Source organism: Streptococcus oralis (assembly GCF_021497885.1).
GTDB classification, from domain to species: Bacteria; Bacillota; Bacilli; order Lactobacillales; family Streptococcaceae; genus Streptococcus; species Streptococcus oralis_BQ.
On sequence record NZ_CP046523.1, the window covers coordinates 278,069 to 293,510 of the forward strand.

Sequence of the window (15,442 nt, forward strand, 5' to 3'; positions counted from 1 at the left end):
AAGGTCTCTTGCAAGGAACCTTATTTTTGTTTGCTCAAGCTCCTAAATAATGAAAGCGGCTACTTCAAAATATAGCTAAGAAAAAATGAATGAAAACGCTGAGAATTGTGGGAATGAATGGAATTTACTCTACTTTTGTGATATAATTACTTTAATTATTATAGTATAGGGGAGTGTCATGACGAAACGTTCAAAGAGATCTCGCTCAGGAAAAGTAAAGCGAAGCGTTAACATAGCCTTGTTAGCTATTTATCTATTGTTGGCTGGCTTTTTATTGTTTTTGATTTTTAAATACCATATCCTTGCTTTTAGATATCTTAATCTAGTGGCAACTGCGTTAGTTCTACTAGTTGCCTTAGTAGGGTTGCTCTTGATTATCTATAAAAAAGCTGAAAAGTTTACCATTTTTCTGTTGGTGCTCTCTATCCTTGCCAGCTCTGTGTCGCTCTTTGCAGTACAGCAGTTTGTTGGACTGACCAATCGTTTAAATGCGACTTCTAATTACTCAGAATATTCGATCAGTGTCGCTGTTTTAGCAGATAGTGAGATTGGGAATGTTACGCAACTGACGAGTGTGACAGCACCGACTGGGACTGATAATGAAAATATTCAAAAACTACTAGCTGATATCAAATCGAGTCAGAATACCGATTTGACGGTCAATCAGAGTTCGTCTTACTTGGCAGCTTACAAGAGCTTGATTGCAGGAGATACCAAAGCCATTGTCCTAAATAGTGTCTTTGAAAATATCATCGAGTCAGAGTATCCTGATTACGCATCGAAGATAAAAAAGATTTATACCAAGGGATTCACTAAAAAAGTAGAAGCTCCTAAGACGTCTAAGAATCAGTCTTTCAATATCTATGTTAGTGGAATTGATACTTATGGTCCAATTAGTTCGGTGTCGCGTTCAGATGTCAATATCCTGATGACTGTCAATCGAGATACCAAGAAAATCCTCTTGACCACAACGCCACGTGATGCTTATATACCAATCGCAGATGGTGGAAATAATCAAAAGGATAAATTGACCCATGCAGGCATTTATGGAGTAGACTCGTCGATTCATACCCTGGAAAACCTATATGGGGTTGATATCAATTACTATGTCCGATTGAACTTTACTTCATTTTTGAAATTGATTGATTTGTTGGGTGGGGTAGATGTTTATAATGATCAGGAATTTACCGCACACACTAATGGGAAGTACTATCCAGTTGGAAATGTCCACTTAGATTCTGAGCAGGCTCTGGGATTTGTTCGTGAGCGCTACTCCCTAGCAGATGGTGATCGTGACCGCGGGCGCAATCAACAAAAGGTGATTGTGGCTATCCTTCAAAAATTAACTTCGACCGAAGCACTGAAAAATTATAGTACGATCATTGATAGCTTGCAAGATTCTATCCAAACAAACATGCCACTTGAGACCATGATGAACTTGGTCAATGCTCAGTTAGAAAGTGGTGGAACTTACAAAGTGAATTCGCAAGACTTGAAGGGTACGGGACGGATGGATCTTCCTTCCTATGCGATGCCAGATAGTAACCTCTATATGATGGAAATTAACGACAGTAGCCTTGCATCTGTCAAAACTGCTATTCAGGACGTGTTGGAGGGCAGATGAAATGATTGATATTCATTCGCACATTGTCTTTGATGTAGATGATGGTCCCAAGTCGAGAGAGGAAAGCAAGGCTCTCTTGACGGAAGCCTACAGGCAGGGGGTGCGAACCATTGTCTCTACCTCTCATCGTCGCAAGGGCATGTTTGAAACTCCAGAAGAGAAGATAGCAGAAAACTTTCTTCAGGTTCGGGAAATAGCTAAGGAAGTCGCGAGTGACTTGGTCATTGCTTATGGGGCTGAAATTTACTACACACCAGATGTTTTGGATAAGCTGGAAAAAAATCGGATTCCGACCCTCAATAATAGTCGTTATGCCTTGATAGAGTTTAGTATGAATACTTCTTATCGCGATATTCATAGTGCCTTGAGTAAAATATTGATGTTGGGGATTACTCCAGTTATTGCTCACATTGAGCGTTATGATGCACTTGAAAATGATGAAAAACGCGTTCGAGAGCTGATCGATATGGGCTGTTACACGCAAGTAAATAGTTCACATGTCCTCAAACCCAAACTTTTTGGAGAACGTTATAAATTCATGAAAAAAAGAGCGCAGTATTTCTTGGAGCGTGATTTGGTTCATGTGATTGCAAGTGATATGCACAATCTAGACGGTAGACCTCCTCATATGGCAAAAGCATATGACCTTGTTTCCCAAAACTACGGAGAAGCGAAGGCTCAGGAACTTTTTATAGACAATCCTCGAAAAATTGTAATGGATCAACTAATTTAGGAGAAATGATGAAAGAACAAAACACGATAGAAATTGATGTATTTCAATTACTTAAAACCTTGTGGAAACGCAAGCTAATAATTTTATTAGTGGCACTTGTGACAGGTGCGGGAGCTTTTGCATATAGCACTTTTATTGTTAAGCCAAAATATACGAGTACCACGCGTATTTACGTAGTCAACCGTAATCAAGGAGATAAGCCAGGACTAACGAATCAGGACTTGCAGGCAGGATCTTATCTGGTAAAAGACTACCGCGAAATTATCCTTTCGCAAGATGTATTGGAAAAGGTAGCGACAAATTTGAAATTGGATATGCCAGCAAAAACGTTAGCTAGCAAAGTTCAAGTGACTGTACCAGCTGACACTCGTATCGTCTCAATTTCTGTCAAGGATAAACAACCAGAGGAAGCCAGTCGCATTGCTAATTCTCTACGAGAAGCTGCTGCAGAAAAGATCATCACTGTTACGCGAGTATCTGATGTAACGACACTTGAAGAAGCGCGACCAGCTACGACTCCCTCTTCTCCAAATGTTCGACGCAACACCTTGTTTGGTTTTCTTGGAGGAGTCGTCGTAACAGTAATTACTGTTCTTTTGATTGAGTTACTCGATACCCGTGTGAAACGTCCTGAAGATGTCGAAGATGTACTACAAATTCCACTTCTAGGGGTCGTTCCAGATTTGGACAAAATGAAATAGGAGGAAGTTATGCCAACGTTAGAAATCTCACAGGCAAAATTGGATCTTGTAAAAAAGGCGGAGGAATATTATAACGCTTTGTGCACGAACCTACAGTTAAGTGGAGATGATTTGAAAGTATTTTCTATCACTTCTGTGAAACCAGGAGAAGGAAAATCAACGACTTCCACTAATATCGCTGGGGCTTTTGCGCGTGCAGGTTACAAAACGCTGCTGATTGATGGAGATATTCGCAATTCTGTTATGTCAGGTGTCTTTAAAGCAAGGGATAAAATTACAGGTCTGACAGAATTTCTATCAGGAACTACAGACCTGTCACAAGGGCTTTGTGATACCAATATCGAAAATCTCTTTGTAATTCAGGCTGGCTCTGTGTCACCGAATCCGACAGCTCTTCTTCAAAGTAAGAATTTCAGTACAATGCTTGAAACCTTGCGTAAATATTTTGACTACATCATTGTAGATACTGCTCCTGTCGGTGTCGTGATTGATGCGGCTATCATTACGCGAAAATGTGATGCTTCTATTTTAGTGACAGCAGCAGGTGAAACAAATCGACGAGATATTCAAAAAGCGAAAGAACAGTTGGAACACACAGAGAAGCCGTTTTTGGGAGTTGTGTTGAATAAATTCGATACTTCAGTAGACAAATACGGTTCTTATGGAAATTATGGAGATTACGGGAAAGAGTAAACCAGTTTGTAGTAGCAAAACTAATTGAGATACTTATCATGGGGAAGGGGTTAAGGTGAAAAGAAACAGCATTATCTATATTAGCATAAAACGAGTTATGGATGTTCTTATTGGCTTGTTTGGAACAATATTCATAGTCTTGCCCTGTTTTCTAATAATTTATATTATCTATAAAATAAAAGGTTATAAAGGGAGTATATTTTTTACACAATACAGAGTGGGGTTAAGAGGGAAAAAATTTAAAATTATTAAATTTAGATCAATGGTTGAAAATGCTGAAGAAGTTTTGACCGCAAATAAAGCACTCTATGAAAAATATATAAATAACAGTTATAAATTACCTCCAAATGAGGATCCTCGTCTTACCAATATCGGAGATTTTATAAGAAAAACGAGTATTGATGAAATTCCTCAATTTATAAATTTAATGTTAGGTGATATGAGTCTTATTGGACCTAGACCGATTTTAGAGAATGAGTTAGAGGAGTATTCTAAGGAAGAACAGGAAGTTTTGTTATCTGTACGACCAGGTATTACAGGGATGTGGCAAGTTTCTGGTAGGAGTGAGGTATATTATCCTGAACGCTGTGAAATGGAGCTGTACTATCCTCGGAACCAATCCTTTTTGTTGGATGTCAAAATCTTCTTTTTGACAATAAAAAAAGTTCTGTCTGGAGAAGGGGCTCATTGATGTATGAGCTAAATCATCTAGCAAAAAATAGATAGAAAGATGAAGTTGAATACGAATAACGTTTCTTGGGTATTCGTATTCATTTTTTCAAGTGAAGGAAGCATTATGAATAAGTGGATTTGATCTAGTGTTTTTTGCTTGAAAAAATGAATGGGAATTCAATCTAAAGAATTGTCCAGTGAGGCAAGATTTTAGGAATTGGAGTTAGGATGTAGAAATGTCAAAAAAGTATAAAATTATAGTAGCTACTCATAAAAGATTTCAAATGCCAGACGATAAGGACTTATATGTTCCTGTTCAGGTTGGCAGTGAAGGAAAGGAAAATTTATGCTACCAACGAGATGATCAAGGTAATCATATCTCACACCTCAATCCTTATTATTGTGAATTGACAGGATTATACTGGGCTTGGAAAAATTTAGAATGTGATTATCTTGGATTGGTACATTACCGTAGATATTTCACATCAAAACGACACACATATAGAGAAGCAATTAGTATGGATGATATTATTCTTTCAAAGTCAGAAGTCAAAAACTTGCTGTCAAAATACGATGTTGTTGTTCCTAAAAAAAGGAAATATTATATTGAAACGCTATACTCACACTATGCACATACTCATGATGCCAATCATTTAGACGTGACACGTCAGATTGTTAGCGAATTGAGACCGGATTATATCGTCGCTTTTGATCAGGTCATGAAGCAACGCAGTGGCTATATGTTCAATATGTTTATCATGTCCAAAGAAAATGTAGCAGCCTATTGTGAATGGTTGTTCCCGATTATCGATGAACTCTATAGAAGATTGGACGTTACAGGCTATTCTGCTTTTGACGCTAGATTATTTGGTCGTATTAGTGAACGATTGTTCAATGTTTGGTTGGCAAAACAAGATTTGCGGGTAAAAGAGATACCGTTTATCTATATGGAGAAAATTGACTTGATTCAAAAAGGAAAATCCTTCCTACAAGCAAAATTCTTCGGGAAAAAATATGGACAGAGTTTTTAGATAGGGATGAATAATAAGGATGAAAGTAGTACTAAAAATAAAATCTGTACCAGAACTTTTGGCTCTTGTTGCCTTAGGAATGTTTTTAATCGTTTCAATATTAGATGTGACTTTTTATGCTCAATATCTACCTAGAATAGTATCTAAACTAGTGATAGCTCTATCACTCTTTATATTATCTATAAAAGAATTGTTTAAAAGAAATTATGATTATAGAGCTGTTATAGGATTGTGTATAACATCTTTAATTTATCTCATTGTAGGAAAAATAAATGGTTTTAGTTCTAATGTTGCAATAGGGATATTATTCATTTATGCATTGCGTGATATTTCTTTTAAGAGTGTAGCAAAAACATCCATCATAATAAGTATTTTCTTGTTATCATTTGTAATAATCAGTGCAAAATTAGGGGTTATATCTAATTATCTAGAGATATCAGGGGCTCGAGTCCGTAGCTATTTAGGTTTTAGGTATGCATTATTTCCGTCAATTTTACTGATGAATATAGTTGCCATTTCATTGTACTTAAAGAAAGATAAGATTTATTATTGGCAGTGGTTCTTTTTGGCACTTTGTACTTACTGGGTATATGATCAAACCGATTCCCGGTTGACATTTTATAGTTCTTGTATACTATTGGTCTGCAATTTATTAATAAAATGGATTCCCAATTTATTCACTAACTTAGGAAATATATTTAATATTTTTAAACTAACTTTTATTGTAAATGCAATAGCAAGTTTTTGGCTTGTGCAAATCTATCTAAATTCAACTAATTCTTTTGTCAATAATTTTCTTTTTAAATTAAACTATATGTTGGGTGGTCGTATTTATTTAGCAAACAAATCTCTCCAACTTTATGGTTATGGCTTGTTCGGTAGATCAGTTGAATGGAATGGTAATGCTCTTACTATTGAAGGTGTAAGAAATGATCAGACATACTTGTATGTGGACAATTTATACATTCAAATTTCACAAAAATACGGTTTACTAATTCTAGCATTGATGATCTCGCTTCTAACTTTAACTTTATTTAAAGTAATTAAAAGTCGCCAATGGGTTCTTGCTTTTATTTTGATATTGATGAGTTTTCATTCCATGATTGATGATTTGAATTTGTACCTTCATTACAATATTTTTTGGATATTGTTAGGTAGTTTAATCTACCCAGATTATCAGTTTTCTGATGAAAGTGATGAAGAGTTAAGGGGAAATTCGTTTGAAAAAATCATATAGTGAAATGCTAAGAAGTATTTAACGAGAACTTAAAAGATCATGGACTGGGAAGGCGGTTTTATTTCGATTTATATAGGAGGAAAGTATGTCGGATATCAAAATCATTCAAGATAAGATTTTATCTATCTTAAAGGAGTTTATTAGTATTTGCGAAGAAAATAATCTAACCTACTATGCTCTTGGTGGAACCTTGCTAGGAGCGGTACGTCATAAAGGTTTCATACCTTGGGATGATGACATCGATATCGGCATGCCCAGAGAAGATTATGAAAAATTTAAAAAACTAGCCCCAGACCTGTTACCAAGTAATTATAAATTTTTGAGTGAAAATACTGCGGGTTATAAAAAAGCTTTCTCTGTAATTCGGGACGATTCAACGAAAATCATAATGAATTATAGTAAAGAGGAATTGGTAGAGAGTTTGTGGATAGACATTTTTCCACTTGATGGTATGCCTGCTGCCCCTTTTAAGAGAAAAATGCATGAGTATAGATACTTATATAGACGGATGATGGTTCAACTTTCTCAGTTTAATAGTTTAGTAAATCAGAAGAAAGAAAATCGGCCCTTAGTTGAAAAAGTGATTATTGCTTTTGCAAACATAGTTAAAATTGAAAAGATACTTTCTTTTGACTGGGCGCAAAAAAAATATATAAAGACCATTAAAAGATATTCATTTTATGAAGAATTTTCAGGAAATTATACTGGGGCATATAAATTGAGGGAGATTGTACCCTCTGATTATTTTGGAACACCAGTCTTATTAAAATTTGAAGGAATTGCCTTGAGTTGTCCTTGTAGGTATAAAGAATATTTGACAGCGATCTATGGGGAAAATTACATGCAATTGCCTCCAGAAGAACAGAGAGTCCAACACCACTATAAAATAATATCGCTTGGTGAGAAAGAAGGATAAGAATAGGTTAAATATGAAAAAAATAGCAATAGTTAGATACAATCTAAGTAAAATTGGGGGAGCTGAAAAAGTAGCTATCAGTATGGCTAATGAGTTGTCAAGCCATTATGATGTAAGACTTTTGTCTATTCTATTGGATGAGGATGGATTCATAAATTATGATATTCATCCAGATGTTCAATTGGTGAATTTTTACAAGGGTGACATTCGTATTAGAACTGCTATTTTAAAATTAACTACTAAGCTCAGAGAGTATATAAAAAAAGAAAGAATAGAAGTGATTTTTTCAATAGCTCCTTTAACAAATATCATGATACGGTTAGCTACTCTGGGTCTAGATGTGAAAATTGTTTTTTGTGATCATCACAGCTTAGAGTTTCAAGATGGAAGAAGCAGAAAAATACAGAGATATATTGGAGCGAAGTATTTTGATAAGGTTGTTACTTTAACGCAGGAAGACCGGATAAAATACTCAAAAAAATATAAGATTCCTATAGAGAAAGTAGCTACAATTTATAATTGGATAGAAGAAACCAAGCACCATAAAACAGGCTTGAATAATGATTCTAAAAAGATCCTCACAGTGGGTCGATTTCACAGTCAAAAGGGGTATGATTATCTTGCCAAAGTAGCTATAAAAGTATTATCCCGACATACAGATTGGCAGTGGGATATATATGGTTCAGGGGATAAGCTCATTGAACAGGAGCTGAAAAGAAAACTTGAAGAAGGTAGTGTTTTTTCACAAGTTAATTTTAAAGGAAATGTAAAAGGAACTGAAAATATCTATCCCAATCATAGTATCTACGTCATGACTTCTCGCTATGAGGGTTTACCTTTAGTCCTATTAGAAGCACAACAATACAATCTTCCTATTGTTAGCTTTAGATGTCCGACGGGACCTAGTGAGATTGTTGAAGATGGAATCAACGGATATCTGATTGATTGCTATGACGTGGATCAGATGAGTGAGAAATTGCTTGAATTGATGGAAAATGATGATTTGCGACAATCTTTTTCAGAACATGCCAAAGACAATATGGATAAATTTGATAAAAATAAAATTCTTAATCAGTGGATAGAATTAATTGAGACAATTTAGGAGATAAGATGCAAGAGTGTTTATTGACAATTGTAATGCCTAGTTATAATATTCAGGACTATATTTCCAAAGGAATCGAATCATTCCAGCAAGTACACCTAGATTACAAACAAAAATTTGAGGTCTTAATTGTGAATGATGGAAGTACGGACGACACAGCCAAAGTAGCAGAAGAGGCTCTAAGAAAAGATTCGTTGCTGAATGGTCGTATTATCACAAAGGAAAATGGAGGTCATGGCTCAACAATTAATCGTGGTATCCAGGAGGCAAAGGGGAAGTTCTTTAAAGTTATTGATGGGGATGACTGGGTTATCCCATCAGAGTTTGAAAAATTTTTAGATGCCCTTACAGTTACTGATGCGGATATGGTTCTTACGGACTTCACAGAACAACATGTTTATAACAATACTACTGTTCGAAATGATTTTGCTGAGAAGTATGAGGTTGGTAAGGAATATTCTGGAATTCCAGAGAAACGAATCCCAATGCACTCGGTAACCTACAGAACATCTATCCTAGTTGAGAATAAAATTCGTTTAAGTGAAAAGACATTTTATGTTGACATTCAGTACACTCTTTTTCCTTTAGAGTATGTTCATAGTTTCGGTTATTGGAATTATGATGTTTACCAATACTATATCGGACGACCCGAGCAGAGTATGAATATTGAAAGTATGAAACGAAATGTTCGCCATCATTTGACTGTGACAAATTCTGTGCTAGATTTTTTTTCAAAAATTTCAGAGGATCCTATTTTAAAAAACGTAGTTGCAGATACTTTGAACTATCTTATTAGTTTACAAATCGATTTGTCATGGATGGTTGAGGACTCAAAGATACTATCAAAAGAATTATATAGACAAATTGAGCAGAGTTCTTATGAGTATACGCCTACAAAAAAATTTGATAGATTGTCTTATTTGAACTATAAATCTCATTATTTTCTAGGTTTTGTATTCAATCCAATATTGAAAAAATATTCTAAAAAGAAAGAAAAAGAGAGAGGAGTTTAGGATGTTTATTAGTGTTGTTGTTCCAGTTTATAATGTTTCTGATTATTTACATTTTGCCATGGACAGTCTGAAAAAACAAACGTATCAAAATTTCGAAATAATCCTTGTAAATGATGGTTCAACAGATAACTCCCCTCAGTTATGTGAAGAGTATGCTAAGCAGTATGAAAACGTATCTGTTTTTCATAAAGAAAATGGAGGCTTGTCTGATGCCCGTAATTTAGGAGTTTCGAAAGCGTCATCAGAGTGGATTTTCTTTTTAGACCCAGATGATTATTTGGAAGATTATACTCTAGAATTGATAGTGAAAATTAAGCAGGAGCATCAAGCAGACTTGATTTCTACCAAAGTGAAGGCAACGTCTAAGTATAATGATTATAGTCCTTATCAACTTGAGGAGTCAGATTATAAGGATTTGTGTGTTGTTACAAAAGAGAAGGCTCTTGAGCTAATGCTAGACGACAAGATTGCGACAGTTTCTGCTTGTGCTAAGCTTTATCACAAAAATATCTTGGAAAAAATTCCATTTCCTGTTGGAAAAATCTATGAAGACTTTTATGTGGTAGCGGATCACCTTGCCTTAGCGGATAAAATTGTGATTAGTCCACTTGAAACATATAACTATTACCGTAGAGAAGGTAGTATTGTCCGTTCGACTTTTACTGAGAAAAGATATGATTTTTTTGATGCCGTTTCGAAAAACGAGGAAGTTATAAAGAAAGAATACACTCAAAGTATAGAATTAAAACAATCTCTGCAAGCTAAAAAATTACGAGGAGGCTTTGTTGTAATTGGTGCAAAGGCTGACTCTGGTTTAACAGATTTTTCGAAAGATCGAGAATTATTGAAAGTTGATTTTAAGAACATGTTATTAAATAAAAAAATATCGTGGAGACTAAAATTAAAATATACTATATTTATGCTATCATCTAAAATGTATTTAAGATTAAGATAGTATAGTAGATCAATTTATTTGAATAAGAATATCGAGTATTTTAAGAAACGAGGAATTATGAAACAAGCTTATATAATAATTGCACATAATAAGTTTGAACAGTTGAAATTTTTAATTTCTCTGTTGGATTATAAAGAACATGATATTTTTATTATTATAGACAGCAAAGTTAATGTGGAGAAAACTACAATTACTTCGCTTAAGTCCAGTGTAATACATTCCAATGTCATTCTCGTAGATAGAGTTCCTATTTATTGGGGAAGCTATTCACAAATTTCTGCAGAGATGTTAGGATTTCGTTATGCATATAATTACGATAACTATAGTATGTTCCATTTGTTGTCAGGTGTAGATTTACCATTAGTGCCGGCAGATAAATTGTTTAAATTCTTTAATCAGAACAAATCAAAGAATTTTCTGAGCATGGTCTCTGATGAGATTTTGAAATCAAATAAAGTATATGAGCGTGTACAATTTAGATACTTATTTCCTAGATTCTTAGCTAGAAATATTCAGAACAAATATGTTCGTAAATTTGTAGCATATTACCGTAAGCTAGAGATTAAAATTCAACGTTTAGTGAAAATAGACTGTTTTAAAAAATATAACATGAGATTGGGTTATGCATCTAACTGGTTATCTATTAATCAGGATTTAGTTAGAATAATACTAGAAGAAGAGAAAAATATTGAAAAAATATTTAAATATTCGATAGTAAATGATGAGCTGTTCATTCCTACGATAATGTATAAATACAATTTGATGGAATCGTTATATTCGTCTTCACCGATAACAGATGCCCCAGATGATTTTCAAGGAAATCTAAGATATATCAATTGGTGGGATGGAGATCCTCATACCTGGACTGACTCTGAGCATGATATAGAACAATTGAAGCGTGGCAAAGCTTTAGGTCATAAGTTTTCTAGGAAATTTGATTTAGAGAAATATCCGAATCTTAAAGAAGAAATTCTAACTATCATAAATGGGACCGATTGATATGAAAGTACTAAAAAATTACGCTTATAACCTCTCCTATCAACTATTACTCATTGTACTACCCATTATTACAACTCCCTATGTAACTAGAGTATTTTCTTCAGAGGATTTAGGGACATATGGGTATTTTAATTCTATTGTTACTTATTTTATTTTATTAGCTACTTTGGGAGTTGCTAGTTATGGAACGAAGGAAATTTCGGCGAATAGGAGAAATATCCCACAGAATTTCTGGGGGATATATACACTCCAATTTGGTGCAACATTGTTATCAATTTTCTTATACATTTTCTTATGTCTGAGAGTTGGGACAATGAGAAATCCAGTAGCCTATATATTGTGTTTGAGTTTGTTTTCCAAAGGATTAGATATTTCTTGGCTTTTTCAGGGTTTAGAAGATTTTCGTAAAATTACAGTAAGAAATATCACTGTGAAACTCGTTGGTGTAGGTTCAATATTTTTGTTTGTAAAATCAGCTACCGACCTCTACCTTTATGTTTTTCTTTTGACGATATTTGAGTTGTTGGGACAATTAAGTATGTGGTTGCCTGCTCGAGAATTTATTGGAAAACCGCATTTTGACTTAGAATATGCCAAATATCATTTAAAGCCAATTCTTTTATTATTCCTCCCTCAGATAGCGATTTCCTTGTATGTCACTTTGGATCGTACAATGCTTGGTGCCTTGGCTTCTACAAAGGATGTAGGAATTTATGATCAGGCGCTTAAGTTAATTAGTATTTTGTTGACTTTGGTAACCTCTCTAGGGAGCGTTATGTTGCCAAGAGTATCTAGTCTATTGGGGACGGGAAATCATAAAGCTGTTAATAAGATGCATGAGATATCCTTCTTAATTTATAATTTGGTTATTTTTCCAATTATGGCAGGAATGTTGATTGTAAACAACGATTTTGTTCAATTTTTTCTTGGGAAAGATTTTCAGGATGCCCGCTATGCGATAGCAATAATGATTTTTCGCATGTTCTTTATCGGTTGGACCAATATTATGGGCTTTCAAATGCTAATCCCACACAATAAGAATAAAGAATATATGATTTCAACAACTGTTCCTGCGATTCTCAGTGTTGGTTTGAATTTACTATTCCTTCCTAAACTTGGATATATCGGAGCGGCCATTGTTTCTGTTTTGACAGAGGCGTTGGTATGGGCGATACAATTATACTTTACTCGTAAATACCTAAAAGAAGTTCCTATAATTGGATCTATGACAAAAATTGTCCTAGCATCCGCTATTATGTATGGCATTTTGCTAGGTTCAAAAACATTTATACATTTTTCGCCGACTATAAATGTTCTAGTATTTGCAGTGCTTGGTGGAATCATTTATCTTTTTGCTATTTTATCTATGAAAGTAATAGATGTGAAAGAATTAAAACAAATGATTAGGAAAAATTAGAATGCGCAAATATCGAAATATTAACTTAGATCTACTAAAAGTACTTGCATGTGTTGGAGTTGTTCTACTTCATACAACGATGGGTGGGTTTAAAGAGACAGGTTCATGGAATCTTTTGACATATTTATATTATTTAGGAACCTATTCTATTCCTCTATTTTTTATGGTCAATGGTTATTTATTGTTAGGAAAGAGAGAGATTACCTATTCTTACATACTGCAGAAAGTAAAATGGGTTCTAATAACAGTGTCGTCATGGACCTTTATCGTTTGGCTGTTTAAAAGAGACTTCACAGAGAACCTAATTAAAAAAATTGTAGGTTCTTTAATACAAAAAGGTTATTTCTTTCAGTTTTGGTTTTTTGGTTCGCTTATACTTATTTATTTATGTCTACCCGTTTTGAAAAAAATTCTTAATTCAAAAAGAAGATATTTTTATATTCTATCTTTATTGGCAGTTATTGGTTTGATTTTTGAGTTAACAAATATTGTACTTCAAATGCCAATACAAACATATGTGATACAAACTTTTAGATTATGGACGTGGTTTTTCTACTATCTTTTAGGTGGTTATATAGCGCAATTCACTATGGAAGAACTCAAATCCAGGTTTAAGAATTGGATGAAAATAGTTAGCATACTTTTGTTATTGATTTCACCAATAATATTATTTTTTATAGCGAAGACTACTTATCATAATCTTTTTGCTGAATATTTTTATGATATTTTATTTGTAAAAGTTGTGAGCTTGGGAATTTTTTTAACTATCCTCACGCTTACTGTGAATGAAAAACGGAGCGAATGGATTGTTTCCCTTTCTAATCAAACTATGGGAGTTTTTATAATACACACATATATTATGAAGGTATGGGAAAAATTATTTGGTTTTAGTTTTGTAGGATCATATTTACTTTTTGCTATATTTACTTTAAGTGTTAGTTTTATTATTGTTGGAATGTTAATGAAAATTCCTTATTTCAATCGAATCGTTAAATTATAAAAAGGAGAATAATATGTACGACTATTTAATCGTCGGAGCTGGTTTGTCTGGAGCAATTTTTGCTTATGAAGCAACCAAGCGTGGAAAAAAAGTAAAAGTTATTGATAAACGTGATCACATCGGTGGGAACATCTACTGTGAGAATGTAGAAGGTATCAATGTTCATAAATATGGTGCCCATATCTTTCATACCTCTAATAAAAAAGTTTGGGACTATGTCAATCAATTCGCTGAATTTAACAACTATATCAATTCACCAGTAGCCAACTATAAAGGTAGTCTTTACAATCTGCCTTTCAATATGAATACCTTCTATGCTATGTGGGGCACAAAAACTCCACAGGAAGTAAAAGATAAGATTGCTGAGCAGACAGCTGATATGAAGGATGTTGAGCCGAAAAATCTGGAAGAACAGGCTATTAAGTTGATCGGTCCGGATATCTATGAAAAGTTGATTAAGGGTTATACTGAAAAGCAGTGGGGGCGCTCAGCAACGGAACTTCCTCCATTTATCATAAAACGCCTTCCAGTTCGTTTAACCTTTGATAATAACTATTTTAACGACCGTTACCAAGGAATTCCTATCGGTGGTTACAATGTTATCATCGAAAATATGCTGAAAGATGTAGAAGTTAAACTTGGAGTAGATTTCTTTGCTCATCGTGAAGAGTTGGAAGCATCTGCTAACAAAGTTGTCTTCACAGGGATGATCGACCAGTATTTTGACTACAAACACGGTGAGTTAGAATACCGTAGTCTTCGTTTTGAACATGAAGTTTTAGATGAGGAAAACTATCAAGGAAATGCAGTTGTGAACTATACAGAGCGTGAGATTCCTTATACTCGTATCATCGAACACAAACATTTTGAATATGGAACGCAACCAAAGACAGTTATCACGCGTGAATATCCGGCTGACTGGAAGCGCGGGAACGAGCCCTACTACCCGATCAACGATGAGAAAAATAATGCTATGTTTGCTAAGTACCAAGAGGAAGCAGCGCAGAATGATAAAGTTATCTTCTGTGGGCGTTTAGCAGATTATAAATATTACGATATGCATGTGGTGATTGAGCGAGCGCTAGAGGTCGTAGGGAAAGAGTTAGGTAACTAAAGATTTGATGTTAAAATGAGGGACTACTTCGTTTCCTCATTTTATTCATCTTAAGAGGAGATTGAAAAAGCTGCTCTTTGTCAGCTATAGTGGGTTGATGTCAACTAACATCTGGAGAGGACAATCACTGTCTTCTCCTTTTTGATTTTTCAGAATATACCAAATTAACCCAAAAATTCTGAAAATTCTGTTGACATCTTTCTGAAAAGGTTCTATAATAGATAGAAAGTTTTAA

At 34.4% G+C, this 15,442-nt stretch carries 15 protein-coding genes; all 15 read left to right on the forward strand.

Annotated features, from left to right (window positions below):
• Window positions 1–178 precede the first annotated feature (178 nt).
• The 15 genes from GOM48_RS01400 (at window position 179) to glf (ending at window position 15,207) form a co-directional block, all read left to right on the forward strand.
• The gene (locus GOM48_RS01400; protein ID WP_235097895.1) at window positions 179–1,624 is read left to right on the forward strand and encodes an LCP family protein; all 1,446 of its coding nucleotides are present in this window, start codon (window positions 179–181) and stop codon (window positions 1,622–1,624) included.
• Between the two features lies 1 nt (window position 1,625).
• The gene (cps4B, locus tag GOM48_RS01405; protein ID WP_235097897.1) at window positions 1,626–2,357 is read left to right on the forward strand and encodes a capsular polysaccharide biosynthesis protein Cps4B; all 732 of its coding nucleotides are present in this window, start codon (window positions 1,626–1,628) and stop codon (window positions 2,355–2,357) included.
• Window positions 2,358–2,365: 8 nt separating this feature from the next.
• Window positions 2,366–3,058, forward strand: coding sequence for a capsular polysaccharide biosynthesis protein CpsC (gene cpsC / locus GOM48_RS01410; protein WP_235098707.1), 693 nt, complete (start codon window positions 2,366–2,368; stop codon window positions 3,056–3,058).
• A gap of 9 nt (window positions 3,059–3,067) precedes the next feature.
• Window positions 3,068–3,751 (forward strand): tyrosine-protein kinase, encoded by a 684-nt coding sequence (locus tag GOM48_RS01415; RefSeq protein ID WP_235097899.1) that lies wholly within the window; start codon window positions 3,068–3,070, stop codon window positions 3,749–3,751.
• 97 nt (window positions 3,752–3,848) lie between these two features.
• Window positions 3,849–4,442: a sugar transferase gene (locus tag GOM48_RS01420; protein WP_394335545.1), complete on the forward strand. Its 594-nt coding sequence runs from the start codon at window positions 3,849–3,851 to the stop codon at window positions 4,440–4,442.
• A 217-nt stretch (window positions 4,443–4,659) separates the two neighbouring features.
• Window positions 4,660–5,454, forward strand: a complete 795-nt coding sequence (locus tag GOM48_RS01425; protein WP_084947230.1) for a DUF4422 domain-containing protein — start codon at window positions 4,660–4,662, stop codon at window positions 5,452–5,454.
• A gap of 19 nt (window positions 5,455–5,473) precedes the next feature.
• Window positions 5,474–6,691, forward strand: a complete 1,218-nt coding sequence (locus tag GOM48_RS01430) for a polymerase (protein ID WP_084947228.1) — start codon at window positions 5,474–5,476, stop codon at window positions 6,689–6,691.
• An 85-nt stretch (window positions 6,692–6,776) separates the two neighbouring features.
• Window positions 6,777–7,607, forward strand: a complete 831-nt coding sequence (locus tag GOM48_RS01435) for a LicD family protein (protein ID WP_084947225.1) — start codon at window positions 6,777–6,779, stop codon at window positions 7,605–7,607.
• Between the two features lie 13 nt (window positions 7,608–7,620).
• On the forward strand, window positions 7,621–8,709 hold the full coding sequence (locus GOM48_RS01440; RefSeq protein ID WP_084947222.1) for a glycosyltransferase family 4 protein: 1,089 nt from the start codon (window positions 7,621–7,623) through the stop codon (window positions 8,707–8,709).
• 8 nt (window positions 8,710–8,717) lie between these two features.
• A complete protein-coding gene (locus GOM48_RS01445) occupies window positions 8,718–9,722 on the forward strand; it encodes a glycosyltransferase family 2 protein (RefSeq protein WP_235097902.1) in 1,005 nt (334 codons plus the stop codon).
• A 1-nt stretch (window position 9,723) separates the two neighbouring features.
• Entirely contained in the window at window positions 9,724–10,677 is a 954-nt protein-coding gene (locus GOM48_RS01450; protein ID WP_235097904.1) for a glycosyltransferase family 2 protein, read from the forward strand.
• 57 nt (window positions 10,678–10,734) lie between these two features.
• Entirely contained in the window at window positions 10,735–11,676 is a 942-nt protein-coding gene (locus GOM48_RS01455) for a beta-1,6-N-acetylglucosaminyltransferase (RefSeq protein WP_084947214.1), read from the forward strand.
• A gap of 1 nt (window position 11,677) precedes the next feature.
• Complete coding sequence (locus GOM48_RS01460) at window positions 11,678–13,093, forward strand: flippase (RefSeq protein WP_084947341.1); 1,416 nt, start codon at window positions 11,678–11,680, stop codon at window positions 13,091–13,093.
• 1 nt (window position 13,094) lies between these two features.
• The gene (locus GOM48_RS01465; RefSeq protein ID WP_235097906.1) at window positions 13,095–14,093 is read left to right on the forward strand and encodes an acyltransferase; all 999 of its coding nucleotides are present in this window, start codon (window positions 13,095–13,097) and stop codon (window positions 14,091–14,093) included.
• Window positions 14,094–14,106: 13 nt separating this feature from the next.
• On the forward strand, window positions 14,107–15,207 hold the full coding sequence (gene glf / locus GOM48_RS01470) for a UDP-galactopyranose mutase (RefSeq protein ID WP_235097908.1): 1,101 nt from the start codon (window positions 14,107–14,109) through the stop codon (window positions 15,205–15,207).
• The last annotated feature ends 235 nt before the right edge of the window (window positions 15,208–15,442 follow it).

What these genes read in the sequence shown, in the direction of transcription:
- GOM48_RS01445 (WP_235097902.1), top strand. Translation starts at nt 8,718, where the DNA reads ATGCAAGAGTGTTTATTGACAATTGTAATGCCTAGTTATAATATTCAG.
- GOM48_RS01425 (WP_084947230.1), top strand. Translation starts at nt 4,660, where the DNA reads ATGTCAAAAAAGTATAAAATTATAGTAGCTACTCATAAAAGATTTCAA.
- GOM48_RS01400 (WP_235097895.1), top strand. Translation starts at nt 179, where the DNA reads ATGACGAAACGTTCAAAGAGATCTCGCTCAGGAAAAGTAAAGCGAAGC.
- GOM48_RS01415 (WP_235097899.1), top strand. Translation starts at nt 3,068, where the DNA reads ATGCCAACGTTAGAAATCTCACAGGCAAAATTGGATCTTGTAAAAAAG.
- GOM48_RS01455 (WP_084947214.1), top strand. Translation starts at nt 10,735, where the DNA reads ATGAAACAAGCTTATATAATAATTGCACATAATAAGTTTGAACAGTTG.
- cps4B (WP_235097897.1), top strand. Translation starts at nt 1,626, where the DNA reads ATGATTGATATTCATTCGCACATTGTCTTTGATGTAGATGATGGTCCC.
- GOM48_RS01450 (WP_235097904.1), top strand. Translation starts at nt 9,724, where the DNA reads ATGTTTATTAGTGTTGTTGTTCCAGTTTATAATGTTTCTGATTATTTA.
- glf (WP_235097908.1), top strand. Translation starts at nt 14,107, where the DNA reads ATGTACGACTATTTAATCGTCGGAGCTGGTTTGTCTGGAGCAATTTTT.
- GOM48_RS01440 (WP_084947222.1), top strand. Translation starts at nt 7,621, where the DNA reads ATGAAAAAAATAGCAATAGTTAGATACAATCTAAGTAAAATTGGGGGA.
- GOM48_RS01435 (WP_084947225.1), top strand. Translation starts at nt 6,777, where the DNA reads ATGTCGGATATCAAAATCATTCAAGATAAGATTTTATCTATCTTAAAG.
- GOM48_RS01465 (WP_235097906.1), top strand. Translation starts at nt 13,095, where the DNA reads ATGCGCAAATATCGAAATATTAACTTAGATCTACTAAAAGTACTTGCA.
- cpsC (WP_235098707.1), top strand. Translation starts at nt 2,366, where the DNA reads ATGAAAGAACAAAACACGATAGAAATTGATGTATTTCAATTACTTAAA.
- GOM48_RS01430 (WP_084947228.1), top strand. Translation starts at nt 5,474, where the DNA reads ATGAAAGTAGTACTAAAAATAAAATCTGTACCAGAACTTTTGGCTCTT.
- GOM48_RS01460 (WP_084947341.1), top strand. Translation starts at nt 11,678, where the DNA reads ATGAAAGTACTAAAAAATTACGCTTATAACCTCTCCTATCAACTATTA.
- GOM48_RS01420 (WP_394335545.1), top strand. Translation starts at nt 3,849, where the DNA reads ATGGATGTTCTTATTGGCTTGTTTGGAACAATATTCATAGTCTTGCCC.